20 protein-coding genes and 1 pseudogene are annotated in these 24,622 nt (G+C 43.1%); 9 read left to right on the top strand and 12 right to left on the bottom strand.

All coding sequences use genetic code 11. The features are described 5' to 3' along the window. Nucleotides 1-76 precede the first annotated feature (76 nt). From PN457_RS05460 to PN457_RS05450, 3 genes are all read right to left on the bottom strand, one after another. The gene (locus tag PN457_RS05460; RefSeq protein WP_271731833.1) at nucleotides 77-3,877 is read right to left on the bottom strand and encodes a two-partner secretion domain-containing protein; all 3,801 of its coding nucleotides are present in this window, start codon (nucleotides 3,875-3,877) and stop codon (nucleotides 77-79) included. A gap of 535 nt (nucleotides 3,878-4,412) precedes the next feature. Continuing rightward, on the bottom strand, nucleotides 4,413-5,738 hold the full coding sequence (locus PN457_RS05455; RefSeq protein ID WP_271731832.1) for a TIGR03279 family radical SAM protein: 1,326 nt from the start codon (nucleotides 5,736-5,738) through the stop codon (nucleotides 4,413-4,415). 26 nt (nucleotides 5,739-5,764) lie between these two features. Then, nucleotides 5,765-6,727: an undecaprenyl-diphosphate phosphatase gene (locus PN457_RS05450; protein ID WP_271731831.1), complete on the bottom strand. Its 963-nt coding sequence runs from the start codon at nucleotides 6,725-6,727 to the stop codon at nucleotides 5,765-5,767. A 204-nt stretch (nucleotides 6,728-6,931) separates the two neighbouring features. Here PN457_RS05450 and PN457_RS05445 point away from each other — a divergent pair, with 204 nt between their 5' ends. The 3 genes from PN457_RS05445 to nadB all read left to right on the top strand — a co-directional run bounded on the left by PN457_RS05445 (nucleotide 6,932) and on the right by nadB (nucleotide 10,458). Next, entirely contained in the window at nucleotides 6,932-7,732 is an 801-nt protein-coding gene (locus PN457_RS05445) for a DUF3120 domain-containing protein (protein WP_271731829.1), read from the top strand. Nucleotides 7,733-8,209: 477 nt separating this feature from the next. Continuing rightward, nucleotides 8,210-8,638: a photosystem II complex extrinsic protein PsbU gene (psbU, locus tag PN457_RS05440; RefSeq protein WP_271731828.1), complete on the top strand. Its 429-nt coding sequence runs from the start codon at nucleotides 8,210-8,212 to the stop codon at nucleotides 8,636-8,638. Nucleotides 8,639-8,778: 140 nt separating this feature from the next. Further along, complete coding sequence (nadB, locus tag PN457_RS05435) at nucleotides 8,779-10,458, top strand: L-aspartate oxidase (protein WP_271731826.1); 1,680 nt, start codon at nucleotides 8,779-8,781, stop codon at nucleotides 10,456-10,458. 99 nt (nucleotides 10,459-10,557) lie between these two features. Here nadB and PN457_RS05430 read toward each other — a convergent pair whose 3' ends face one another. Together PN457_RS05430 and btpA are read right to left on the bottom strand one after the other, a co-directional pair. Beyond that, the gene (locus tag PN457_RS05430) at nucleotides 10,558-11,547 is read right to left on the bottom strand and encodes a vitamin K epoxide reductase family protein (protein ID WP_271731824.1); all 990 of its coding nucleotides are present in this window, start codon (nucleotides 11,545-11,547) and stop codon (nucleotides 10,558-10,560) included. Nucleotides 11,548-11,634: 87 nt separating this feature from the next. Beyond that, the gene (gene btpA / locus PN457_RS05425; RefSeq protein ID WP_271731823.1) at nucleotides 11,635-12,486 is read right to left on the bottom strand and encodes a photosystem I biogenesis protein BtpA; all 852 of its coding nucleotides are present in this window, start codon (nucleotides 12,484-12,486) and stop codon (nucleotides 11,635-11,637) included. Nucleotides 12,487-13,545: 1,059 nt separating this feature from the next. Here btpA and rimO point away from each other — a divergent pair. Further along, nucleotides 13,546-14,865 carry a 30S ribosomal protein S12 methylthiotransferase RimO gene (gene rimO, locus PN457_RS05420; RefSeq protein ID WP_271731822.1) on the top strand — a complete coding sequence of 440 codons (1,320 nt, stop codon included), beginning with the start codon at nucleotides 13,546-13,548 and terminating at the stop codon, nucleotides 14,863-14,865. 250 nt (nucleotides 14,866-15,115) lie between these two features. Beyond that, nucleotides 15,116-16,627 (top strand): DEAD/DEAH box helicase, encoded by a 1,512-nt coding sequence (locus PN457_RS05415; protein WP_271731819.1) that lies wholly within the window; start codon nucleotides 15,116-15,118, stop codon nucleotides 16,625-16,627. A 6-nt stretch (nucleotides 16,628-16,633) separates the two neighbouring features. Here PN457_RS05415 and PN457_RS05410 read toward each other — a convergent pair whose 3' ends face one another. Together PN457_RS05410 and PN457_RS05405 are read right to left on the bottom strand one after the other, a co-directional pair. Beyond that, the gene (locus tag PN457_RS05410; protein WP_271731818.1) at nucleotides 16,634-17,584 is read right to left on the bottom strand and encodes an aldo/keto reductase; all 951 of its coding nucleotides are present in this window, start codon (nucleotides 17,582-17,584) and stop codon (nucleotides 16,634-16,636) included. A 52-nt stretch (nucleotides 17,585-17,636) separates the two neighbouring features. After that, nucleotides 17,637-17,717: pseudogene (locus tag PN457_RS05405) on the bottom strand (RNA-guided endonuclease TnpB family protein); the annotation flags it as partial. Nucleotides 17,718-17,813: 96 nt separating this feature from the next. On the opposite strand from PN457_RS05405, the gene PN457_RS05400 reads away from it, so the two are divergent. Then, nucleotides 17,814-19,283, top strand: coding sequence for a BCD family MFS transporter (locus PN457_RS05400; RefSeq protein ID WP_271731817.1), 1,470 nt, complete (start codon nucleotides 17,814-17,816; stop codon nucleotides 19,281-19,283). Between the two features lie 39 nt (nucleotides 19,284-19,322). Then, a complete protein-coding gene (locus PN457_RS05395) occupies nucleotides 19,323-20,129 on the top strand; it encodes an inositol monophosphatase family protein (protein ID WP_271731816.1) in 807 nt (268 codons plus the stop codon). Between the two features lie 103 nt (nucleotides 20,130-20,232). Here the strand turns inward: PN457_RS05395 and PN457_RS05390 are convergent, their stop codons facing one another. From PN457_RS05390 to petP, 5 genes are all read right to left on the bottom strand, one after another. Next, complete coding sequence (locus PN457_RS05390) at nucleotides 20,233-20,601, bottom strand: cupin domain-containing protein (protein ID WP_271731815.1); 369 nt, start codon at nucleotides 20,599-20,601, stop codon at nucleotides 20,233-20,235. A 40-nt stretch (nucleotides 20,602-20,641) separates the two neighbouring features. Next, nucleotides 20,642-20,929 carry a hypothetical protein gene (locus PN457_RS05385; protein ID WP_271731814.1) on the bottom strand — a complete coding sequence of 96 codons (288 nt, stop codon included), beginning with the start codon at nucleotides 20,927-20,929 and terminating at the stop codon, nucleotides 20,642-20,644. A 76-nt stretch (nucleotides 20,930-21,005) separates the two neighbouring features. Then, the gene (chlG, locus tag PN457_RS05380) at nucleotides 21,006-22,046 is read right to left on the bottom strand and encodes a chlorophyll synthase ChlG (protein WP_271731813.1); all 1,041 of its coding nucleotides are present in this window, start codon (nucleotides 22,044-22,046) and stop codon (nucleotides 21,006-21,008) included. Between the two features lie 81 nt (nucleotides 22,047-22,127). Then, on the bottom strand, nucleotides 22,128-23,228 hold the full coding sequence (locus tag PN457_RS05375) for a Get3/ArsA fold putative tail anchor-mediating ATPase NosAFP (protein WP_271731812.1): 1,101 nt from the start codon (nucleotides 23,226-23,228) through the stop codon (nucleotides 22,128-22,130). Between the two features lie 87 nt (nucleotides 23,229-23,315). Continuing rightward, nucleotides 23,316-23,507, bottom strand: coding sequence for a cytochrome b6f subunit PetP (gene petP / locus PN457_RS05370; RefSeq protein ID WP_271731811.1), 192 nt, complete (start codon nucleotides 23,505-23,507; stop codon nucleotides 23,316-23,318). Nucleotides 23,508-23,711: 204 nt separating this feature from the next. Here petP and PN457_RS05365 point away from each other — a divergent pair, with 204 nt between their 5' ends. Beyond that, nucleotides 23,712-24,404 (top strand): Uma2 family endonuclease, encoded by a 693-nt coding sequence (locus PN457_RS05365; RefSeq protein ID WP_271731810.1) that lies wholly within the window; start codon nucleotides 23,712-23,714, stop codon nucleotides 24,402-24,404. A gap of 71 nt (nucleotides 24,405-24,475) precedes the next feature. Next, the coding region (locus PN457_RS05360) for a DUF2887 domain-containing protein (RefSeq protein ID WP_417006594.1) at nucleotides 24,476-24,622 on the top strand (147 nt) is incomplete at its 3' end.

Here is a 24,622-nt window from a genome sequence, read left to right as displayed (position 1 = left end):
CAAAATATTAATATAAATGTAAATGATCATACATCCAGGCGATCGCCAACAAATCACTTTCAGTAAAACCAACTCTTTATGAACAACTTCCTGGTAAATTGATATTATTTCCTGGCCGTTGTAACCCCCTACTTCCAGGGTCATAACCAACCAAGATCACACTACCATCCTGATTAACCACCATACCCCTAGCTGGGACAATTTCCCGGCGAGATTTTTTGAAATTGGACTGAGAAACCACTCTCACAGGAGAACTGACCACCGGTTTAACTAACCCCACATCAACAGTATGGGTTTCTAAAACCTGATTGGGAGTCACAGGTAAACCACCCCTACCAGTGCGGTAAAATTCGCTATCACTTCCCTGAGAACAGACATTTTTAGCAATTAACCTACTCCCATCTACTATAGTTTCCGGTAGTTCAATTAACCCTTGAGTCGAGTCTACCCCCAGAATCTTAGTTTCAACCACTCCATCAATACCCAATTGTGAACTAGCGCTAATCATACTTTCCGGGGTAAAAAATAGGCGGTTAGTGGTAATTTGAATATTACCTCCATTACCCTCAACAGCATTAGCACTAATTTGACTATTATTTCTCCCCACTAAAAAGCCAGCATTAATATTGATATTACCACCATTTCCAGTACCACCTGCTGCAGTGGTAATCTCACCATTATTCAACCGTAAAAGATTATCAATATCCAAAATAATATTCCCACCCTCACCGCTAAATGTCCCCGCAGACAAAGCCGAACTATCATTAACAGTCAGATTTCCCGCCCTTAAATTAATATTACCAGCATCTCCCCTACCCTCACTACTAACCCCAATTCTAGAACCATTATTTAAGGTAAAAAACATGGGGTCTATGAGAATATTACCCCCCTCTCCTGTAGAGTTAGGGGTTGTAGTTGCTAAAATATTACCCTGATTCAGGTTAATACTTTCAATAATATTAAGGACAATATCCCCAGCCTTTTGCTCACCTTCAGTAACAGATAAAATACGCCCATCTTCCTTAATCTCCAGCTGACGAGCATTCATCACAATATTACCAGCTTTACCTGCTCCCAAGGTGCTAGCATTAATTTCACTACCATTACTCAAAGTCAACACAGATGTATTCACCTCAATATTACCAGCATCCCCTCTACCCGTAGGTTTCACCACAGTAAATACACCACTTACTTGCTCCCTACTTCCCCCCTCAAAAACTACCTGGTCACTAGCAGTAATTCTCACATTTCCTGAGTTTCCCTGTCCCCCAGTACTAGCAACCAGTTGAGCCTGATCTGTAATAGTCACCGATGGCGATATAATTATGATATCATTGCCATTTCCCACTGCTCTTGGTTCTACATTAGTGGAAATATTAGCTTTACCGGAAACTTCCACCCCAGCACCAGCATTAATTTCTACCTTACCCGCGTTTCCTTGTCCTCCGGTTTTAGCTTCTATAACCCCATTGTCGGACATTCTGAAAAAACTAGTTGTGATCTGAATATCGCCACCATTTCCCGTACCATTTAAAATATCAGAAGAAACCCGACCTAACTTTTGAATATCAACATTATTAGCAGCATTAATAATTATATTTCCCGCCCTTCCTTTTCCCAGGGTAGCTGTAGTTAAACCGCTAAAAGTGCCGATATTTAAAGAATTTGTATTAATGATAATATCACCAGCATTACCTACCCCAGTCAGACCGACATTACTAGATGCACCTGTCAGCGCTCCATTAGCAAATGTTACCTGTTCTCTGGCGTGAATATTGATATTTCCCCCATTACCTTGTCCCGATGTAGAGGCGTTGAGATAGGCATTATTTGTCACTTCTAAAGACCCAGTAGCAATATTAATATTACCTGTATTTCCTACCCCAGTAGCAGAAATCAGATTTTCAGCTACACTCCCAAAACCATCAAATTTCACTAAATTATCAGCATTAATATTAATATTTCCCCCTTGACCCTCCCCTCCTAAGCTAGCTAATAAACTAGCACCATTTATCACCTCTAAAGACCCAGTATTAATATTAATATCACCTGCATTTCCCCGACCCAAGATACCTGCTCTGGGAAAAATTCCGATGACATTTCCTATTGCGGTTCCCACACCGTCAACCTTCATAGTTTGGGTATGAAAATTTAGATTTCCACTATTACCTACACCAAAACTATTAGCTTGAATTTGAGAACCATTAGTAACCTCTAGGGAGTTGGTTTTAATGGTAATATCCCCACCGCTACCTCTAGCTTGACTATTGACCCGACTAGAAATTAAACTATTATCTATGCGAGTAGTACCATCGGCGAGAATCTCAATATTACCAGCATTACCAATACCCGATGTACTAGCAGATATTTGAGACCCATCTGTAATATCTATATGATTGCTGGTAAGATTAATCTTACCAGCATTCCCTATACCAGAAACACCAGCATTAAACACAGAAGAATTGTTGATAGTTAATTGATCAGCGATAACATTAATATTACCCCCATCACCAACCGTATTAGGTTGAGTATAACTCCTCAAATCGCTATAATCGAAAGTAATATTATCCTTGACTGTGAGATTAATATTACCAGCGTTTCCCCTACCTTGATTATTTTCTAAATTAATCTCAACATTTTTAGCTACTAAGGAGCCATTCTTGACACTAATATTTACATCCCCTGCTTTACCTTGCCCATTAGCTGTATAAATGCCAGTATAAATTACCGGTGAATAACCGGTATTCTCAAAAATCACATCTCCTCTTAAAGCCAGAATATTTATGTTACCCGCATTTCCCTGACCACTGGTGCTAGTATCAAGATAAGCGCTATCTTTGACAGTTAAAGAACCTGTGGTAATATTAATATATCCGGCGTTACCTGTACCTAAATCTCTTACCAGATTATCAATAACACTGAATCTACCAACTAAATTAATTTGATTTGTATTATTAATTTGAATATTTCCTGCTTGAGTATCTACTGAACCCGAACCTGATGCTATTCCCCCACGCAGTTGACTACCTCTGGTAATATCTAAGTTGCGCGAATTAATGGTAATACTTCCACCACCACCCCCAGTAACATTGACCTGAGCGCCATTGGTTAAACTGACATTTCCTTTGGTTATATCTATATCTGCGCTCCCTGAGCTATCAGGAAAACTCAGACGCAAACCCTCATCTAAATTAACTGTACCCGTTTGGGTTAAACCACCTAACTCTACCTGACTTCCCGGTGATATAATCCTGGCGTTATCAATGCTGACATTACCACCGATTAAAGCTAAGGTTTTACCTTCAGGAATGGTGAGATTTGAATTATTCAGGCTAATATTACCAGGATTGTCCCGAAATCCTAACCCTCTGGGAATATTAATATTTAATAAAGGTGGCTGTGTGGGATTAGTACTATTAAACTCATAATTATCAAATATAACTTTATCGGCTGTAGAGGCCACAAAAGAACCTTTTACATCTAAATTAGCATTAGCTCCAAAGGTAATACCATTGGGATTAATTAAAAATAAGTTCGCATTTCCCAAGACTCCCAAAGTTCCCAAAATATTGGAATGACTGATCCCAGTCACCCTGGTTAAAATATTACTAATATTATCTGGGTTGCTAAAATACACCCCCTGGTTTGCACCAACGTTAAAATCTGTAAAACTGTGGAATAAATTAATACCCCTAATTACGCCTCCTTCAATAATATCACTGGTATTTCCTTTGATTGTCTCATTCCTCACAGAAGAATTGAGGGTGTTATCTGGTATCAGTTGAGCTTTAACTAACCGAGGATTTACAGTTGTAATTAAGCTCAAGATGATTGGTAAGATGAATTGACAACTAGAGTATTTTTTGCAACTGTTCATTTTCATAACTTTGAACCCATGGCGATCGCAATACAGATCCCCGACTTCTCACGTCATGATTATACTCTCATCTAATTTACCCAGAAGTCGGGGATCTTACCCCCCATTGCAAATCTTAGATCCGCGACTTCTCACATCATGATTATACTCTCATCTAATTTAGCCAGAAGTTGGCGCAAAACTCAAGTAAAAAATAGGGTGTTCTGGTGAGTTCAGCGCTAAGAGGATGTTTGTCAAGTCATGATTAGTGTATCGAATATTATTTGACCCCTCCCTAAACCTCGCCTTGTAAGGGGAGGGGACTGGATTTGATTGTTTTTTGTGTCTTCCCTGTTCCCTCAGATAAAAATTATAGCATTTCCCATGCTCGTGAGGTACAATTTTTTTTAGTTTGAGGGAACACCGGAACAGGGAATAGGGAATAGGGAATTGGTGTGTACTTCATGAGCCTGAAAAAGGCTATATCAAACATCCTCTTAGTCTGGTTTGATGAGTGTAGATCAGGGCGATCGCCAAACTACCAGTACTGTATCAATTAATTAATACAAGTATTGATTAATTCCTCAACCCCAGCAACTGGCAAAATTTTTGTATTTAATTTTGCAGCTACCTCAGCAACACTCATATCATCTAAAAATATTAATTCCCCATGTTTTAACATCACCTTTGGTAATAAAATTCCATCTCCTAAATCCTTTCCCAGAAGATTTAAAACTAGGTCATGACCCGTAATTAACCCAGTGACAGTAATATTTTGTCCCCAGTAATCACTTGCTAAAGCCTCCATCTTCACTTCTAAACCCTCAACAGTATTGAGGCGTTGTAAAATCGGTTGGAATGCTTGTTCCACAGCATTACCCACCACCCAAGTCAATTTTTTCGGTTCATCTAGCTTTGACGGTAACAACTGCGCTGCGGTAGATGCAAATTGCTGAATAAATAAACGAATCGAACCCACACCGTTATCAATTTGCGGATACTCTTCATATTCCGCAGCGCTGGGTAATTCCTCACCCGCAATCAAAAACCACTCATCTGCTAACCAAGCAAAACCCGATCCTAATTGTTGGCGAAATTTCTGGGACATGGTTTTGACTTGGGAAATCACTTCTTGAGCCTTTTCCCTTGTTACCGGTATCAGTTCATCTGCTGCTGGGCGAAACCGCGTCAAACCCAGGGGAACTACTGCTACTGATGCGACTGCGGGTACTTCTCCAGTATGAAATACTGCTAAATCTTTCAGGGTTTTTTCTAAGTGTTGACCATCGTTGATCCCAGGACAAACAACTACTTGAGCATGAATTTGCAGTCTGCGATCTTGGAACCATTTAATTTGCTGTAAAATTTTGCCTGCACGTTGGTTTTTTAGCAGTCTGATTCTGATTTCCGGTTCCGTAGCATGAACAGAAACAAACAATGGAGACAAGCGCATTTGTTCAATCCGCAGCCATTCTTTTTCAGCTAAGTTAGTTAGGGTTAAGTAGGAACCATATAAAAAGCTCAGACGGTAATCATCGTCCTTTAAGTACAAGCTGGAACGCTTACCGGGTGGTTGCTGGTCAATAAAGCAAAAGGGACAACGGTTATTACATTGAATTAAACCGTCAAATAAAGCAGTTTCAAATTCTAGCCCCAAGTCTTCATCGTAATCTTTTTCTATTTCAATGTGATGAGTTTTTCCAGATGGGTCTAAAACTTCTAGTTCTAGCACTTCGTCAGCACAGAGAAACTGATAATCAATTAAATCACGGGGTTGTATGCCATTGATGGCAACTATAGCATCCCCCGCTTCAAAGCCAATTTCTGCGCCTATAGAATCGGGTAATACTCTGGTGATTTGAGCGGGACGGATGGTAGACATGATGAGAAACCCGGAACCAATGAATATCAACTATTGTTCAACAATCCGGTGCTAATTGCACCTAAGATTGCTACACCAAAGGCTAGGCGATACCAAATAAATACCCAGGTGCTTTGGGTCTTGAGGAATTGTATCAACCCAGCGATCGCCATATATGAAAATATCCCAGATGAAATGACTCCGACAACCATAGGAACCATACCCACATTACCTACACCCACTGCTAAAAAATCTTTCAACTCCACTAATCCTGCTAGGGTAATGGCGGGAATTCCCAGCAAAAACGAAAATCTTGCAGCTGTATCCCGCTCTAAGTTCATAAATAGTCCACCAGTCATAGTGGAACCTGAACGAGATACCCCAGGTATTAAAGCCAAGCATTGAACTAAACCCATCCATAACCCATCTTTCATGGTCAGATGCTCAAAGTCACGTTGACGTTTACCCAGTTTTTCTGCTATTCCCAATAACAGCGACATGAATATAGAGGCTATGGCGATCGCTGCTAGACTTCTCAGGGGTGAATTATCGTAGTCTGGGATTAATCCTTTAATTAACAGTCCTAAGAAGATAATCGGGACTGTTCCCAAACTAATTCCCACAAATAGCTTGAAGTCATGGCTTTGGTAGTCTTTGACGGCGATCGCTTTTGCTGCTCCCTTGATGATTTGGGTCATATCACCCCAGAAATACCACAGCACAGCCACAATACTACCCAGTTGAATAATCGCCGTAAAAGCTACCCCCGGATCCCCCCAACCCAGTACTACAGGTACAACCTTTAAGTGTGCTGAACTGCTGATGGGAAGGAATTCAGTCATTCCCTGGACAAAGCCTAAAAAAATAGCTTGCAGGATATTCAGTTGCTGTACCTCCTCTGACCCCAGGAGAGTTTCGGTACTTAAAACCTTTGCTGGAAATGCTGCAACCGAGTAAATAGCAGATGCTGCACTTAGGAATACGAACCATTGCCGTTTTGATAAAACCATTTAATTTATTTGCGATAGCCAAGCGCTAGAACCAATTATAAAAACATCTGTTTGGGCCACTTGCCAGGAAAAAGTCATCAGCACAGTTTACCCTGCTGCTAGTCAATTTATGCAAAAATTAGGTAAACTAAAAATCCCCCCCCAGGGCATTTTTAACTGTGATATCTTAATTAACATAAAGTTTAGTAACAAATATTAAAAACTTTGATTAACAATACTTTGTCTTCCTATGGCTGCACCACGCCAGCCATCACTACTCCCCAGACTCCTATAAATACTGATTTACCCCCCATTGACCAGGGGCAAAATAGTATCCATAAGTTAGAATCTACACTTGGCTTATCTGCTTCCCTACTCATATCTACGACCAAGGGACAGACTTGGTTAATCTTGGCTGCGGCTGTGTTTTTGGTATCAGTACCAGTATTTATAGAAGCGCCATTAGTGCGATCGCTACCAGTGCTAAGTGTAGCCCTGACAGGATTTTGGGTATGGCTGAGTTTTATTTTAATGTCGCGTCCTCAAACTTATATATGGGGAGATTTGCTTTTTGGCTTTAGCTGGAGTTGGTTAGCAGGAGCCATTTACTGGGGTTGGTTACGTTGGGAACCTTTATGGCATTTACCAGTAGAATCAATCGGTTTGCCATTTGCCGCTTGGTGTCTCCTTAAGAATTGGGGGCCAATTGGTAACTGGTTTTATTTAGGTTCCTTACTCGGTACAGCTTTGACTGATGTATATTTTTATATAGTAAACTTGATGCCTTATTGGCGGCAAATTATGCAGGTAGACCCGAATAACGTGTCACCAATATTACAAAATGCCTTAATCCAAGTACAAACGCCCTGGGGACAAGGCTGGGCAGTAATGGGGCTACTAATGCTATTAACCGCAGGGGTTTTACCCTTACGTACAAAATCAAAACATTGGTACGCCTTTAGTGGCGCAGTTTTAAGTACAATTTTGGTAGATAGCCTGTTCTTAATAGCTGCATCTGCCGCTTAAAAATTCTCTCAATATAGCATTTCCCATGCTCGTGAGGTACAATTTTTTTAGTTTGAGGGAACAGGGAATAGGGAATAGGGAATTGGTGTGTACTTCATGAGCCTGAAAAAGGCTATATGTTGCTAGTATAGAAAAAACCTATCTATAGGTTTTGCCAAAATCCCAGTCATCTAGATAACTTTTTGTAAACATCAGACCCAACCCAGTAGCAGCAAATATTGGGGGTATTAATACACTGTATATTAGTTTTTGATGACTGCTATGTGCTGACTAGGCTATGAAGCTCCAATTTCAGGTAAAGGAAGATCATGACGATCATATAGATATACTCAACCTATCTATGGTCAAGAACCGAAGATGAGACGCTGACCAGTATTCAACGGTATGCTTGACATCTTTGGCCTGAATTCAGCTTATAGTTGATAGCATTTAGCAAAACATGATTATCTTATTTTCATGGAAAGAGGGAGAAAAATTGTGAAAACATTGGTGCGTTTATTAACAGTATTTAGCTTGGTAGTCGGATCCTGGGGATGGCTGGGAACAACTCAGATAGCTGCGGCTGCTAATATAAACAGTGTGACTTTTAGTCCAGTGGCAGTTTTGGCGGTGACACGGCAGAATAGAGCAGATGCTAAGTTAGGCACAGAATTTGGTCAAAAAGTTGATTTGAATAATACCAACGTCCGAGCTTTTCAACAGTATCCAGGTCTGTACCCCACCCTAGCCAAAAAAATCGTACTCAATGCTCCTTACGATCAGGTGGAGGATGTCTTGAATATTCCGGGATTAAGCGATCGCCAAAAAGAACTTTTACAAGCTAACTTAGATAACTTTACAGTCACAGAATTAGAAACCATCTTCAACGCTGGAGACGATCGCTTTAACAACGGCATCTACAGATAACTGTCTCAACAGTTAAGCTAACTAAATATACGGAATAGCAGCCAACTTCCTAATTTTAGGGAGTGGCCGCTTTTTCTCAAAATGGGAGAGACCCGTCCCACTACTCCCTAATTAAAAGCCCCTGCTACCCAAATTAGACTTTGCTGCAAATAGATATTCCTAGCCAATTTGATGTTTTAGTAGTCGGTGCTGGTGCTGCTGGACTATATACAGCACTGTGTCTACCAGAGAAATTGCGAGTTGGCTTAATTACCAAAGAAACTGTCTGTTTATCTGCCAGTGATTGGGCCCAAGGAGGTATTGCGGCCGCCATCGCCCCAGAAGATTCGCCTTCATTACACATTGAGGATACATTACACGCAGGTGCAGGCTTGTGCGATCGCACAGCCGTAGAATTCCTAGCCCAAAGAGCAAGTGAGTGTATTCAATCCCTGGTAAACTTGGGAGTAGCCTTTGACCGTAACGGTCAAGCTTTGGCTTTAACTTTAGAAGCCGCCCATTCTCACCCCCGCGTTCTCCATACCGCCGATAGTACAGGTAGGGAAGTCACCACCACCCTGACAGCACAAGTATTGCGTCGCCAAAACATTCAAGTGATCCAGCAAGCTTTGGCTTTGAATTTGTGGATAGAACCCCAAACCGGCAGATGTCAGGGAATCAGCCTATTCTATCAAGGTAAAATCACACCCATCAGAAGCTCTGCCGTGGTTTTGGCAACCGGTGGCGGTGGCCAAGTCTTTGCCCAAACAACTAACCCAGCCGTCAGTACAGGGGATGGGGTAGCTATGGCCTATCGAGCCGGGGCTATTCTGCGAGATTTAGAATTTGTGCAGTTTCACCCCACTTCCCTCACCTTACCGGGTGCAGACCACTTTCTGATTAGTGAAGCCGTACGTGGCGAAGGCGCACACTTGATTGATGACACTGGGCGGCGTTTTGCTTTTGATTATCATCCCGCGGGTGAACTAGCACCCAGAGATGTAGTTAGTAGAGCTATTTTCAGCCATCTTAAACACACCGCCGTTGATCTTGCTACCGCCCACGTGTGGTTAGATATGCGCCCCATATCTCCTGAGAAAATTCGTCATCGCTTTCCTAATATCATTAAAGTTTGTCAATATTGGGGAATTGATGTCTTCCACGAACCCATTCCTGTAGCCCCAGCTGCCCATTATTGGATGGGTGGTATTGTTGCTGACTTAATGAATCGCACCAACATTCCCGGTTTGTACGCAGTGGGAGAAAATGCCAGTACAGGGGTACATGGTGCCAATCGTTTGGCAAGTAACTCTTTGCTGGAATGTATTGTTTTCGGAGCCCAGATGGCAAATATTGATCTCCAAGATATGACACCATCCTCAGAACTGCCAATAGTGCCAATACGAGAATTCAGCCTCGATATCAGTGAATGGCAAAGCCAAAAAACACAGCTAGAAATACTGAGAAAAAATTTACCAACTTTGCTGTGGCAAAGTGCGGGAATTTGTCGGGAGCAGTCAGGTTTAGAATCAGCCATTGCCATTGTAGAATCTTGGCAAAAAGATTTTGCCGCTTTACCTTTGAGTCAATTCTTAGTTTCTTTGAGTCCTAATCAATCGGTGAGTTTCCAGATCACAGATGTGGAACAGCAATTGCGACTTTGGGCAGAAACCCGGAATTTATTAGATATAGCGCATCTGATTCTCAAAAGTGCCGCATTTAGAACTGAAAGCCGGGGTGGTCATTACCGCCTAGACTATCCTCAACCAGACCCAGATTGGCAAGTCCATACTCTAGTACAAAAATCCCAATACCATAAATCTATGATTTGGAAAGATTAGTCATTTTCCATGGCAAAAAAAAAGTCAACAATAATGTTGACTGTTGATTTTTGATGGGTGTTGATTTGACAGTCAGTACTAACAGCCAACCTTGATCAATCATCGAAAATACTGAAAGTTCTTAGGGCCAGTGTAGCCGGAAATTCTAGCCAGTTCGTCGAGGTTTTGAACCCCGCTATAGACTTCACCATTAATGATCCAAGTGGGGAAGCCTTTAATGTTGGCAGCTTGACACACTTCTGGTTGACCTTTAGGGCTGTCAGCAGCACACTCCACCATAGTATTGTTCTGTTCAAGAATCTTGTAAGCTTCTTTACCGAAAAGTTGCTTTTGTTCATGGCAGTGAGGACACCAATAGGCAACATATTCCTTAGCATCTATGGTTGTTAGGTGTCTTGCTAGTTCAATTTCTGCCTCACCAGATGTAGTGGTGATTTCCCAACCAAAAGCCGGGTCAGGATTTACTTGGGGTGTAAACCTAATTCTTTGAGGTTCTCCAGAAGTTGTACCTGAAGAATTCACCCCAGCATACACACCCAAAGTACCAATCAGTGTGATCATGGCCACAATAATAGCGGTAAACAAAATTTGCCCCCAGTCCTCCCAAGGCCGACCGATAATGGTCAAAACTAAAAGACTCACAGAGAACACAGCGGAGGCAATACAGTAATAACAAACAGCTTGGATTTGGAATGCCAGTAGGTACATTAAATAGCCACTGAAAACAGACATAGCCACGGATACTACCAACAGTAGCCACCCAGTTGAGTTTTCCAGTTGTTTGACAGTATTTTTATCACTTGGTTTCCAAGCTAAGGGAGCAACAGCCAAAATCACCATACTCACATACGCTAAAAGCCCAAATAAGGCTAAGGGCGCAGACAGGTTAAGAATGGTGATGGTTGCCCAAGGACTGGAAAGGACATCATTACAGCCCCTGGCACCAGCTTGGGCTACACAAGCGGCACTGCCTCCTGTTAACTTTTCTATGGTGATGTAACCTGTGGTCAAGGCACCAAATCCAGCGATCGCGGCCATCAATGGACGCGACCATTTATGAATCCAAGGAGTAGAACGGCGGCGAATCATAAACTGCTAATTGGTGATTGGTGATTGGTCATTGGTCATTAGTCATAGTCTGGGAAAATTACTTCCCGAACCTTCCCTTGGAGTCTCCTAAGAATGTATTTTCACAGCCCCAGAAATAGACTGAATCTTGCCGTTGGGATGCCAACGAGTATGGGCAGCTTCCACAAATTGACTGACGCGAATCGGGTCAATTGGTTGCTCGATGCGACCATGGCGCTTCAGGGAACTGGAAACAATCACCCCATTTGCTGCCTGCATCAGTGTAGCAATATTTTGCCAGTTCGCTCCACTACCTATAAACACTGGAGTGCCATTTGCCTCTCCAATAGCTAGTTCCAGGTCTTCTTGGTTAGGAGGACTACCAGTAGCCCAGCCAGACAAAATTATGGCATCTGCTAAACCTCTTTCAATGGTGTCTTTCACGGCAACTGTGAGATTAGGGGAACCCAAGGGGCGGGCATGCTTCACCAACACATCAGCTAGAATTTTGACATCACAGCCTAATTCTCGGCGATAACGCAGTAATTGATGAGCTTCACCTTCAATTAATCCTTGATCCGTTGCCATCACCCCTGTCAATACATTGACGCGAATGAATTGTGCTTGGGTGGCGTAGGCGATCGCCATTGCACTTTTGCCGTCATTGCGCAAAACATTTAAACCAATGGGCAATGTCACTAAATTTTTGATTCGTTGTACCACCACAGTCATGGCACTTACAACAGCTGGATCAACTTGGTTTTTGGTAAAAGGCGCGTCAAAAAAGTTTTCCACAATAATGCCGTCTACTCCTCCACTGGCCAGGGCTGCTGCTTCTTGTTCGGCACGCTGAATTACCGCTTTGAGATTACCTCCCCAACGGGGCGAGGTGGGTAGTGGTAGTAGATGAACCACACCAATAATTGGTGTTCGAGTTTTAAATAACTGATATAAGTCCACGTCTTAGTTTTATACCTAATATTTGGGGTGCTTTGCGGGGTCTAGTGTCCACCAGTCTAGAGTCTATAATTTATTTGACTGTGCCAATTTTAGATTTTGGATTCCTCAATTTCGGATTTGTCCATTTCAGTTTTTTGAGATTTTCAATCTAAAAACTCAAAGAAAATTCTTTGAGTCCCTCCGCCCAGCCGCTTTTGGTCCGCACAAATCTCAAATCCTCAACGTCTCTACTACCCTCTACCTTGACCAGAGTCAACCTCATAGGGTGGTAGTGCGGGGTGGCATAGGAGAAGGGAAATCTCATATCCTTAACCTGTATGCCCTCGTGGGTGCTGTCAATCTAAAATTGCCAATCTCAAATCCAAAATTGTTTGACTGTTGACTATTGAACGCCAGTCACCTGAAGTCCGGGAACCCGCTCATGGGGCTGGCTCCTCTTGACTTTTAACTAACTAGTCAAGTGTGTTTTGAGTTGGTTGTCTTACTACCTCTTCCCTAGGTTGGAAATTATCGTAAAACCTCCTCTAAGATATGTTAAGATAAAAATAGGCTAGAAGAGGAGTTTGCCACTCACAAGACGCAAGGCAACTTCCCCTGGTTTATGCGCCCCGCCCACGCGCCGTCGTCGGCAAGGCCTGACCGTCAGGGTAAGTTTACTGCTTTATTAGGCGTTGTCTCGTACTCCTGGGTCCTAATCACCTACCCAGAGAGCGCGGTTTCCCTGAGGGTAGCGACTTTTCAAAACCAGCCCTTTGGGCGGCTTCCCGACGGGTAAATTAACACAGGCGCTGCGGTAATCAAAAATACCAACAGACAAGTTAAAAAAATATAAGTGTTAAACATACTCAAAGACACTTAACCTACCCTGGGAAATAGACTAAGTAGTACATATATAATAACATGGCCGGAAAATCTCCTATGGCACTGCACCCGCAGGCAGTAGGTGGCAGTGAAAAACTATTGTTCTAGCCCCTGACTGTGTAAAGGTGTATATCACAAGAAGCGAAACCATCGCTGCTTGTTTATCCGACTAGAAAAAACGGAAAATGTTTTCAAAATATGGGTGAAAAGCCAACCATTGCCATTTCGCACCTGGGTTGCGAGAAAAATCGAATTGATACAGAACATATGCTAGGACTGCTTGTAGAAGCAGGCTATGGTGTAGATACAAATGAAGAGTTAGCAGACTATGTTATAGTTAATACTTGTAGTTTTATAGAAACAGCAAGACAAGAATCTGTCAGAACTTTAGTAGAACTGGCAGAAGCCAACAAGAAAGTTGTGATTACTGGCTGTATGGCGCAACACTTCCAGGAACAATTATTAACAGAGTTGCCGGAAGCAGTAGCACTAGTAGGCACAGGTGATTATCACAAGATTGTAAGTGTAATTGAGCGTGTAGAACAAGGAGAGCAGGTCAAAGAGGTTAGTCCAGAGCCGACCTACATTGCAGACGAGACCACACCGCGTTATCGCACTACAACTGAAGGCGTTGCCTACCTGCGAGTGGCCGAAGGATGTGATTATCGTTGTGCATTTTGTATTATTCCCCATCTACGAGGGAACCAGCGATCGCGTACTATTGAATCTATAGTTACTGAAGCGGAGCAGTTAGCCAGTCAAGGCGTGCAGGAAATTATTTTAATTTCCCAAATCACCACCAATTACGGCCTAGATATCTATGGACAACCAAAGTTAGCCGAATTGCTTCATGCTCTAGGTCGAGTAGATGTACCGTGGATCAGAATGCACTATGCATATCCCACCGGGCTGACCCCAGATGTCATAGAGGCAATCAAACAAACCAAGAATGTATTACCATATTTAGACTTGCCCCTACAACATTCTCATCCAGATATTCTGCGCTCAATGAATCGTCCCTGGCAAGGACGGGTAAATGATGGGATTATTAAACGCATCAAAGCAGCCCTACCAAACGCCGTACTCAGGACAACATTTATAGTTGGTTTTCCCGGAGAAACAGAGGAACATTTTGAGCATCTACTAGAATTCATCAAGCGCCACGAATTTGATCATGTGGGTGCATTCACCTTTTCGCCGGAGGAAGGAACACCCGCCTACAAGCTAGCTAATCAGTTACCCCAAGAGGTGATGGATGAGCGCTGGCATAGATTAATGGCGCTTCAAGAGCCAATTGCCGCCAAAAAAAATCAACAGGAAATCGGCAAAATCGTTGATGTGTTGATTGAACAAGAACACCCTGAAAGTGGAAAGCTCATAGGTCGCTCTGGCAGATTTTCCCCAGAAGTCGATGGTCAGATATATGTCGATGGGGCGGCAAAATTGGGAACCATCGTGCCAGTAGCGATTCACGGTGCTGATACATATGACCTCTACGGTGAAGTTGTCAATAGTTAGCACAAGTAGAAGTAGCTTTCACTGAGTGCAGTACTGCCATCTCCCAGGGTATCGACTAGAAGAGAAGTCATGTCAGAGCGGCAAAGGGTATCGCTGAGTCTACTTTCCAGAGTATCCCTCGGCGTTAGTTGACTGCGTAGCATCCTCACCTAAAAGAGGGTTGCAGACACTGTTTTTAAATCTGGCAAACCAATACAACTGCCGTCAGATTTACCAAACCAAAACCAAAAAACAAAATCTAGGAGAATTAATGACTCTTTCGTTCCAAGAATTAGGTATTTCACAAAAACGTGTTGAGCAATTAGAAAACATTGGCTTTACCACACCTACTAATATTCAAGCCCAAGCCATACCCCAACTGCTAGCAGGTCGGGATGTAGTCGGTCAATCCCAAACTGGAACAGGCAAAACAGCAGCATTTTCTCTGCCAATTTTAGAGCAGCTAGATGTGAATCACAAAGCCGTACAAGCGATGGTATTGGCACCAACCCGTGAGTTAGCAATTCAAGTTCACGATGCCATCAACCAATTCGCAGGTAACGAAGGATTACGGATTCTGGCAATTTATGGTGGTCAGTCCATTGAACGCCAAATGATGCAACTAAAACGTGGTGTTCACATGGTTGTAGGTACACCAGGGCGGATGATTGACTTACTAGATAGGGGTTGTTTAAAACTCGATCAAGTCAAGTGGTTTGTCTTGGATGAAGCCGATGAAATGTTGAGCATGGGCTTTATTGATGATGTGATCAAAATCCTATCTCAAGCCCCCAAAGAGCGGCAAACAGCTTTATTCTCAGCAACCATGCCACCGTCAATTCGCATGATTGTTAATAAATTCCTGCGAAACCCCGCCACAGTCACCGTTGAGCAGCCAAAAGCCACACCCAACAAAATCAATCAAGTAGCTTATCTTATCCCCCGCCACTGGACAAAAGCTAAAGCATTACAGCCAATTCTAGAAATGGAAGATCCAGAAACAGCTTTAATCTTTGTGCGTACCAGAAGGACAGCGGCGGAACTCACCAATTTACTACAAGCAGCCGGTCATAGCGTGGACGAATACCACGGCGACTTGTCTCAACAAGCACGAGAGCGATTATTGACCCGATTCCGTAATCGTCAAGTGCGATGGGTAGTAGCTACTGATATTGCAGCACGGGGTTTAGATGTCGATCTGCTCTCCCATGTCATTAACTACGACTTACCAGATAGCGCCGAAACCTATGTTCACCGCATTGGTCGTACTGGTCGCGCTGGTAAAGAAGGTACAGCAATTTCATTAGTACAGCCCTTTGAGCGGCGTAAACAACAGGTATTTGAGCGCCATAACCGCCAAAATTGGCAATTGTTGTCCATTCCTACACGAGCCCAGATTGAAGCGCGACATATCCAGAAATTACAAGAACAAGTTAAAGAAGCCTTAACTGGCGAACGCCTAGCTTCATTCTTGCCCATAGTCAGCGAACTACTTGAAGAATATGATGCTCATGCGATCGCCGCAGCCGCATTACAAATTGCTTATGATCAAACTCGTCCTGCTTGGTTGCAATCAGGGGTAGACCCCCAAGATGATGAACCCTCCTCCAAGCCGAAGTTAACCAAGCGTCGTAGTGGTGAATATTCCGGTGACAGAAACCGCTCCTCCTGGAACAAATCGGACAGCAATGGTGGAGACGAAGGTAAACGAGGGACTCCCAAGCCCAAGCTGCGAACCCGCCGTGACGCTTCTGTGTCATCCTCAAATGCACTTAGAGAGTAAGGTTGATTAACTCAACCAAGGACGACTGACCTGTTCTAGTTGTCCAATTTCATCGGTGTTTAATCTCCAGCCCAAAGCGCCTGCATTTTGTTTGACATGTTGGGGAGTCTTTACCCCAGCAATGGGAATCACATTTCCTTGAGAAATTAACCAATTGAGGGCTACTTGGGCAGGAGTGCGACCATACTTTTCTCCCAGACTGTTGAGTAAAGAAATGACAGGGGCAATTTTCTGTAAACCTTCTTTACTAAACCGCGGATCCATCTTCCTCACACCACTGGGAGTTTCGGCGCACTCAGGTGTGTATTTACCTGTCAGCAATCCCTGAGCCAGGGGACTATACGCCAAAATAGTCACGCCCAATTCTTGGGCTGTGGCTGAAATTCCATTAGTTTCAATTTGGCGGCTTAATAAAGAGTAGCGGACTTGGTTCACAACTAAAGGTATTCCCCGGGACGCTAATATTTGATGGGCTTCTCGCATTTGAGTAGCTGAATAATTACTTACCCCCACCGCCGCAATTCTACCCCGCTTCACTTCATCGGCTAGGGTATTCATCAAAGTTTCTTGACTTAAAAAGAAAGCAAAGGGCCAATGGACTTGATACAGTTCAATGCGCTCTACTTGTAACCGTTTGAGACTCTCCGTTAAAGCATCTGAAACAGACTGACTTGTAAACCGCCAAGGTAAAGGGCCGAATTTAGTAGCTATTTGCACAGGTTTTGATGATGTTTGCATAAATTGCCCTAATAATTTTTCTGACAGTCCCATTCCATAAACTTCAGCAGTGTCAAAGAAAGTCACACCAGCCTCCAATGCTGCTGTAAACGCCGCCTCCAACTCTTGGGTACCGTAGCCATCGCCATAATTCCAGAAAAGTTTATCACCCCAAGCCCAAGTCCCAATACACAGGGGTGTAACACTCGGTCCATTTTGTCCTAATGTGATGTTTTCCATGTTGAATATTTATTTTATTTACATTTCTTTACTTCTTTAGTTTACAGTCACAATATTTTTTCAACAGACTATTGGCGGTTTTGAAATGAAAATCCTTGCGTTGATCAGCAACTTTTTTATGTTGCCTACTCAAACCAATGTTTAGCTGTGAGATCATGTGAATGCAATGGCAGTATTATGAAATCGTTTATGAGATTCTAAATTGTGTAACCCATCTTGAAAAATAGCTATGGCAAGCGGCGAAGTATTTGATTCTCAAACCAACTCCCAGATTGTACCTAAAGTTAATGTACTGACCATGTTTCGGTTAGGCTTATTTCAAATGGGATTGGGCATCATGTCACTTCTAACTCTGGGGGTGCTGAATCGAATTATGATTAAGGAATTAGCACTTCCAGCCACTTTGGTAGCGGGAACTATAGCCATGCACCAACTGGTTGCACCCGCCAGACTCTGGTTTGGTCAAATGTCTGATGCAAAACCTTTATTAGGATATCATCGCACCGGTTACATTTGCTTGGGCGCGGCTGTATTTGTCACTACATCTTTTTTAGCAGTACAAGTAACTTGGCAATTAGGAGCCAGTTTTTATGCTCAGGGTTGGACATTACCAACCTATGGTTGGGTGGCTTTGCTGGGGGGGATTTTTGCTTTCTATGGATTGGCTTTGAGTTCTAGTTCTACTCCTTTTGCGGCTTTGTTAGTAGATGTTTCCGACGAGGACAATCGCTCTCAATTAGTGGGTGTTGTCTGGTCAATGTTAATGGTGGGTATTGTCATTGGTGCAATTATCAGTTCTGTGTTATTACCAGCACCAGGCAATGAGGCACAAGTGTTAGACACAACTTTAACATCTCTGTACAGTCAACCTGAACAGTTAGCAGCATTACAAAACTCAATTAACCGCCTATTTTTCATCCTCCCATCTGTGGTTTTTGGTTTAGCTGTATTATCCACATACAATGTGGAAAAAAAATATTCTCGTTATGGCTTGCGTTCAACTGCGATCGCACGAGAAGACAAAATTACGCTGCAAACAGCATTTAAGGTACTGACTGCTAGTCGCCAAACAGGCTTATTTTTTAGCTTTTTGTTGGTTCTCACCATCAGTTTGTTTATGCAAGAGCCTGTGCTTGAACCTTATGGTGGTGAAGTTTTTGGTATGTCTGTGGGGGAAACTACTAGACTTAATGCTTATTCGGGAGTAGGGACGCTGATCGGTCTGGGTTCTACAGGATTCCTAGTTGTACCACGCTTAGGTAAACAAAAAACTGCTAAGTTGGGGTGTTTTTTGGTGGCATTTTCCTTTGTATTGATCATTTTAGCGGGATTTACTGCCAATCAAAAACTACTTCAAGGCGCGTTATTTTGTTATGGTCTCACCTCTGGTATGACGACAACCGGGGCGATTAGTTTAATGTTAGATTTAACCGCAGCAGAAACAGCTGGGACATTTATCGGCGCTTGGGGTTTAGCACAAGCAATTTCCCGCGGTGTGGCTACTGTGAGTGGCGGTGCTGTGTTGGATTTGGGAAAAGGAATTTTCTCACAAACATTAATGGCTTATAGTTTAGTTTTTGGAATCCAAGCACTGGGAATGCTCCTGGCTGTGTGGTTTCTCAACCGCGTTAATGTTAGGGAATTTCAAACCAATGCCAAACAGGCGATCGCCTCGGTTTTAGAAAGTGATTTAGACTAAATATTGGTTGAAGGAACGCCTTGGGGTGAGAATTAATTCATGAATGATTTTTGGACAGCAATTCTCGACTTTGCCGAAACCACCACTACCAGAGTGGGAAAGCAACTTATGCAAGATTTTGGGAAAGTGCAGGCTTCCCAAAAACCTGACGGTAGTTTAGTTACCCAAGCCGATAAATGGGCTGATCAGGAAATTTGTGATGCGATCGCTTCTCATTTTTCTGGTTATGGTATTTTAAGCGAAGAGAGTGACAAAGTTTTTCCCGATACAGAATGGTGTTGGGTCATAGACCCTTTGGATGGCACTACTAACTTTACTAGGGGTCTTCCCATCTGGTCAATTTCCATGGGTCTCCTGTATCGAGGTACACCCATATTTGGGTATGTTTACGTCCCCCCACTAGGTCAAGCTTTTCATGGTTTCTGGGCAGGTTCCTCTGGATTAGTCACACCTTCAGGGGCTTTCCTCAACCATCACCCTATCCATAGCAGTAGTGATGATGCTACTAAAAATCACTTTTTTAACCTCTGTTCCCGTAGCACTTCCGTGATTCAAAGGGATTTTCCCTGTAAAATTCGGATGCTGGGTGTAGCTAGCTATAATTTCCTCACAGTCGCTGCAGGGGCTGCATTAGGTGGTATTGAAGCTACACCCAAGGTTTGGGACCTCGCCGGGGCTTGGGTGATTGTACAGGCTGCGGGTGGTAGTTGGATATCTCTCAAAGATGAACCATTTCCTTTGTCACCCGGGCAAGATTATAGCGATCGCTCTTTTCCTACCCTGGTTCTCAGTCGCCGGGAATTAGTACCGCTATTTACCCCATTTCTGGAAAAGTTAAAACTTTAAGTATAAATCGTATTTATACTTATTTTAATGGTAGTTTATCTTTCATTCCTTACCAGAAAAGCCTACTTTTTTTGGCAGATGGTCAAAATTACTTAAGCACAGATTAAGTAATATTATAAACTGTCTCGTCTTCTTTTCGCCATGCCGGATCAACAATACAAATAAATACCAACGGTTCAACACCACAGTTGCGGATAAATTGCCTGGTATTGGGAGGAATATACACCGCATCTCCTGAACTGACTATTTGATTTTGATCATCAATGTGCATTTCTCCCTGTCCACTGAGAATATAATACACTTCTGAAGTTGTCAGGGAGTGGGGTTGAGAGGTTTTCCCCACTGGTAAGGTTGCATGAGCTAAACTATACCTTAATGCCAGGGGTTGTTTATCAGGGTGTAGCAGTTCCCGCAGAATGGTATTATCTCCGGCAATGAATTCTTGACAGTCTTTGAGGTTTTGAACTAGCATAAATTAGCTTTTTCTCATGGGCGGTTTTCCCTTGCCTATTTTAGTAAAGCATGGGATTAGTTTTTGGTTGATAGTCAGAACAATCAATAGCCTCTTCTGTACTGGCAGTAGAAGGGTGTACAGTGCATTTTAGGCGGTAATTATTGGTAAAAAATTGGCAGCTAGGGCAGGGGATTTGATGCATTTGTTTGGCTGTGGTCACACTATCTCGAGCTGCTGACCAAAGACTCCAAGCAAACAGAATAATTACAGTCCAAGCGGTAACAAAGCAAATAGGGATTAATAATGGTTGAATCCCCCGAATGCAAAGATTTATTAACTCTAACACGGTAACTCCTGATCATAATTAAGAGTTAGAAGTATATTAACTCCTAACCCATCATTTTTTCCCCTGGCTAGAGAAACTAAATGCCAGCATGGCCCAGAGCTATACCAGCCACCAACATTCCCAAGACTAGGAAGGGTTGGGCGCTGGCTTGGTATTTAACGTCATTTTTCAGAGGGTCACGCAGGAAATACATATCCTGGAAGGTGATTTGGGGGATGATTAACAACAACAAAATTGCCGCGTATAAGTTTTCATGAATAGTGAGCAGGTAAACTGCAATCACCCCTTGAAAAACATCAATCATGGCTGCACAGACCCAAGCGGCTCTGGTGACACCAAACATCACAGGTAATGATTTTAATCCGAACTGGCGATCGCCTTCCACACTCTTAAAATCATTAACAATAGCAATACCCAAACCAGCCAAGCTGTAAACCACAGTGATCACGACAATTTTCCAATTCAGTTCACCAAACAACGCATGACCCGTACACCAAGGAAAAGCCATATAGCTAGCACCAAGAGCATAACCGCCTAACCAACCGTTTTGTTTGAGCTTTAATGGTGGTGCTGAATAAATATAAGCAATAAAAGAACCCAGAATAGCTATAGTTGTGATTGTGGGAAATTCATTACCAGCCCACACATCTAATACAAAAGCCAGAGCATTACCAGAGATTAACAATACCCAAATTTGGGTAATGACTTGGGGTAAGGGAATAGCACCAGAGGGAATGGGGCGGTAGGGTTCATTTACCGCGTCAATTTCCCGGTCATAGTATTCATTGAGAGTTTGGGTATAACCGGCGAGTAAAGGACCCGAAAGCAACATACAAGCGGCGGACTTCAAGACATTTTCCCAAGTCCAGGTGTAATTACCCGCAGAGGCCGCACCACAGACCACCCCCCAAATCAGGGGAATCCAGGTGATGGGTTTCATCAGTTGTAAGCGGATTTTCCAGATGGACTTTTCCCCCGGTGCTGCGCCTTTCATCCCCAGTAATTGGCGAGTTTTGGCGCTGCGGTCAGCAACTGCTGTCATTTCCTGGTTGGGTTTAACTGAATCTATAGCCTCTGCTGGCTGGGAATTAGGTTTAATAGGGGTTGGTTCTGACATCAGACTTACTTATGAATGGGAAGAGGGACTAGGGAATGGGGAATAGATGGTTTTGATTACCCAATTCCCAGTACCCAGGACTTAAAAAGAAATTATCAAATAATTATTCTGAAATTTGGCTCCCGTTACCTGTCTACCAGTTAGGGACGGGGGTAGGAAGAGATTACGCCGTTGGTCTCCTGCTTCCACTGTAACTTCTGGTCCATATTGGGTAAGTTTGACTTGCTTTTTGTCAAATCCTGGCAAGAATAGGCGGACTTGACGGTTATGGGTGTCGATTTCCATGGGTTTGGGAGCCTGTAATGCTTGTTCTACAAAGTTGGGTAGAGCATCTATTAAAGGTTGCCATTCCCCTGTGGGAGAATCGGGAACAACGCTCACCGTCAGAGGTCTAAATTCTTCCGAGAGGTTGACTTGATCTGTGGGTGACACCACCATCACACCACCCACGGTTAAACCGATTTGTTGAGCGCTACCCCACAAATAACGAGCAGTTGCTACTTGTAGGGGGTCTGGTGTAGTCACTAAGAAGGCCGCCACGTGATGAGGATCTGCAAGAGCTGCTTTTCCCTTGTCTAAGAAATTATTCACCTGGTTGGTGGGTAGAGCAAAGTTATCTGCTGTCCAGTTGACATTAAAAAAGCTGCTAATTAGCGGCTGAATTAAGGGCGATTCCGCAATCGTTTTCCCTAAATCGGAGTTGACAAATAATTGCTGAAATCGCCGCACATACCAACTCAGAGATTCTGGCATCCCCAACATTCGCAAGGTAAAGGAATCACCTGTGCCATCATAGATAATCGCGTCATATTTGCCACTGGCATCATATTCGCGGATCGCATTCAAGGCTAGGGCGCTGTCCATCCCTGGTAATACTACCAGTTCTTGACCATAAACATCTTTGAAGAGGGGTGTGCGGAGGTATTGCGCCTCCAGTTTTTTCACTTCTTCCCAGCTGCGTTCTAGCAATACAGAGGATTTAAATTGCACTACCTGTAAATTGGGGGCAATTTCCTGGGGGTCAGGGGTTAGGGTTTGCTCCAGTAACATGGGTAAAACTGGTTCTGTTAACCCTGCTAGAAGTACCCGCTTACCTTGGGTTGCCAATAACTTGGCGGTGGCGATCGCAATTTTAGTACGCTCCGTACCGCCTTTGCCCAAAAATGTCAATATCAGGGACATTAGTTGATTCTCTTTTTCCCGGCAATCTGTTCTACTCCAACTTAGCACTAGGCAAATACTCTTAGCTTCTGCTTTGAGTTCTATCTATTACACTGGTTTGACTTCATCTTCAAAAAACCAAGTAGATGAATTGTCGTCAAACAGTACCACTACACCAATTCCACAGCCATCAGCGACTTTGTAGCCTTGAATAATGCCGATTTGTCCGAGTTTTTTGGCAATACTAGCAGACACGCGATCGCGCAAACGAAAAACTTTTACCTTTTGTCCAATTTCCATACTTAGTCACAATGCAATAAACCAAGTCTCAGTTTACCTGAATCAGTGACCCGGCGGTAATAGATTTGGGTCATGATGGAAAAGAGTTTGCATACTGAGGGTCAATAAAAAGTCACAACCCAACCCACAAGAATCTGATAGACTAGAAGAGTATCTGAAGTCCCAAGGCATAGACCCCAACAACCTACCAGAGAGCAGGTAGCCATGACCACCACAGTAGTTAATCCCCAAATAGAATATCCTAGTTCCGACGGAGAACCCTTGGCAGAAACTTATATACATCTGTATGCAATTCTCACTACCCTGGAGGTGATTAAACAATACCTCGCCGGTCAACAAGCCACGGTGTTGGCTGATCAATTTCTCTATTATGTTCAGGGATTCCCTAAACTGAGAGTCGCCCCAGATGTAATGGTGATTTTTGATGTGGCTCCTGGGGGTCGGGATAATTATCAGCTGTGGGAAGAGGGTCAAGTACCCAGTGTAGTGTTTGAAATGACCAGTAAAAGCACTCAGAAGCAAGACCAGGAACAAAAGAAATTACTATACGAACAGTTAGGGATTTTAGAATATTGGCTATTTGACCCTAAAGGTGAATGGATTCCGGAACAATTAAAGGGTTATCGTTTACAAGATGAGGTTTATCAACCCATTAGCGATCGCATATGTCAACCTTTGCAGTTGCGGTTAGAAGCAGAAGGGGAACTGTTACGGTTCTATCGCTTAGATACGGGAGCTAAGTTACTCATACCTACAGAATTAGCAGATTTAGCGGAACAGGAACGCCTACGGGCCGAACAGGAACGCCTACGGGCCGAACAAGAACGCCTACGGGCTGATAGACTCGAAGAGTATCTGAGATCCCAAGGAATAGACCCCAATAACCTACCACAGTAGCAGGTAGCCATGACCACCACAGTAGTTAATCCCCAAATAGAATATCCTAGTTCCGACGGAGAACCCAAAGTTTGGGTTTAGGGTTGATGTTGCTGACTGTTAAGGAAGGAACAGAAGCTATAGATACCGCCAGGTTTTTACTCACACAAGCACAGCAAGAGTCACAAACAGCCATAATAGATTTAGTGACGACAATTATTATTTACAAGTTTACAAAC

This window comes from Anabaenopsis arnoldii, assembly GCF_028331025.1.
GTDB lineage: Bacteria > Cyanobacteriota > Cyanobacteriia > Cyanobacteriales > Nostocaceae > Anabaenopsis > Anabaenopsis arnoldii.
The sequence above is the reverse complement of the archived record's forward strand: the minus strand, read 5'-3'. Positions and strand labels throughout refer to the sequence as shown.

Coding starts and splice junctions, on each gene's coding strand:
- PN457_RS05395 (WP_271731816.1), top strand. CDS start 19,323: ATGAATGATTTTTGGACAGCAATTCTCGACTTTGCCGAAACCACCACT.
- PN457_RS05455 (WP_271731832.1), bottom strand. CDS start 5,738: ATGTCTACCATCCGTCCCGCTCAAATCACCAGAGTATTACCCGATTCT.
- PN457_RS05410 (WP_271731818.1), bottom strand. CDS start 17,584: ATGGAAAACATCACATTAGGACAAAATGGACCGAGTGTTACACCCCTG.
- PN457_RS05460 (WP_271731833.1), bottom strand. CDS start 3,877: ATGAACAGTTGCAAAAAATACTCTAGTTGTCAATTCATCTTACCAATC.
- PN457_RS05415 (WP_271731819.1), top strand. CDS start 15,116: ATGACTCTTTCGTTCCAAGAATTAGGTATTTCACAAAAACGTGTTGAG.
- PN457_RS05365 (WP_271731810.1), top strand. CDS start 23,712: ATGACCACCACAGTAGTTAATCCCCAAATAGAATATCCTAGTTCCGAC.
- rimO (WP_271731822.1), top strand. CDS start 13,546: ATGGGTGAAAAGCCAACCATTGCCATTTCGCACCTGGGTTGCGAGAAA.
- PN457_RS05400 (WP_271731817.1), top strand. CDS start 17,814: ATGGCAAGCGGCGAAGTATTTGATTCTCAAACCAACTCCCAGATTGTA.
- PN457_RS05430 (WP_271731824.1), bottom strand. CDS start 11,547: ATGATTCGCCGCCGTTCTACTCCTTGGATTCATAAATGGTCGCGTCCA.
- PN457_RS05375 (WP_271731812.1), bottom strand. CDS start 23,228: ATGTCCCTGATATTGACATTTTTGGGCAAAGGCGGTACGGAGCGTACT.
- PN457_RS05390 (WP_271731815.1), bottom strand. CDS start 20,601: ATGCTAGTTCAAAACCTCAAAGACTGTCAAGAATTCATTGCCGGAGAT.
- chlG (WP_271731813.1), bottom strand. CDS start 22,046: ATGTCAGAACCAACCCCTATTAAACCTAATTCCCAGCCAGCAGAGGCT.
- petP (WP_271731811.1), bottom strand. CDS start 23,507: ATGGAAATTGGACAAAAGGTAAAAGTTTTTCGTTTGCGCGATCGCGTG.
- PN457_RS05450 (WP_271731831.1), bottom strand. CDS start 6,727: ATGGTTTTATCAAAACGGCAATGGTTCGTATTCCTAAGTGCAGCATCT.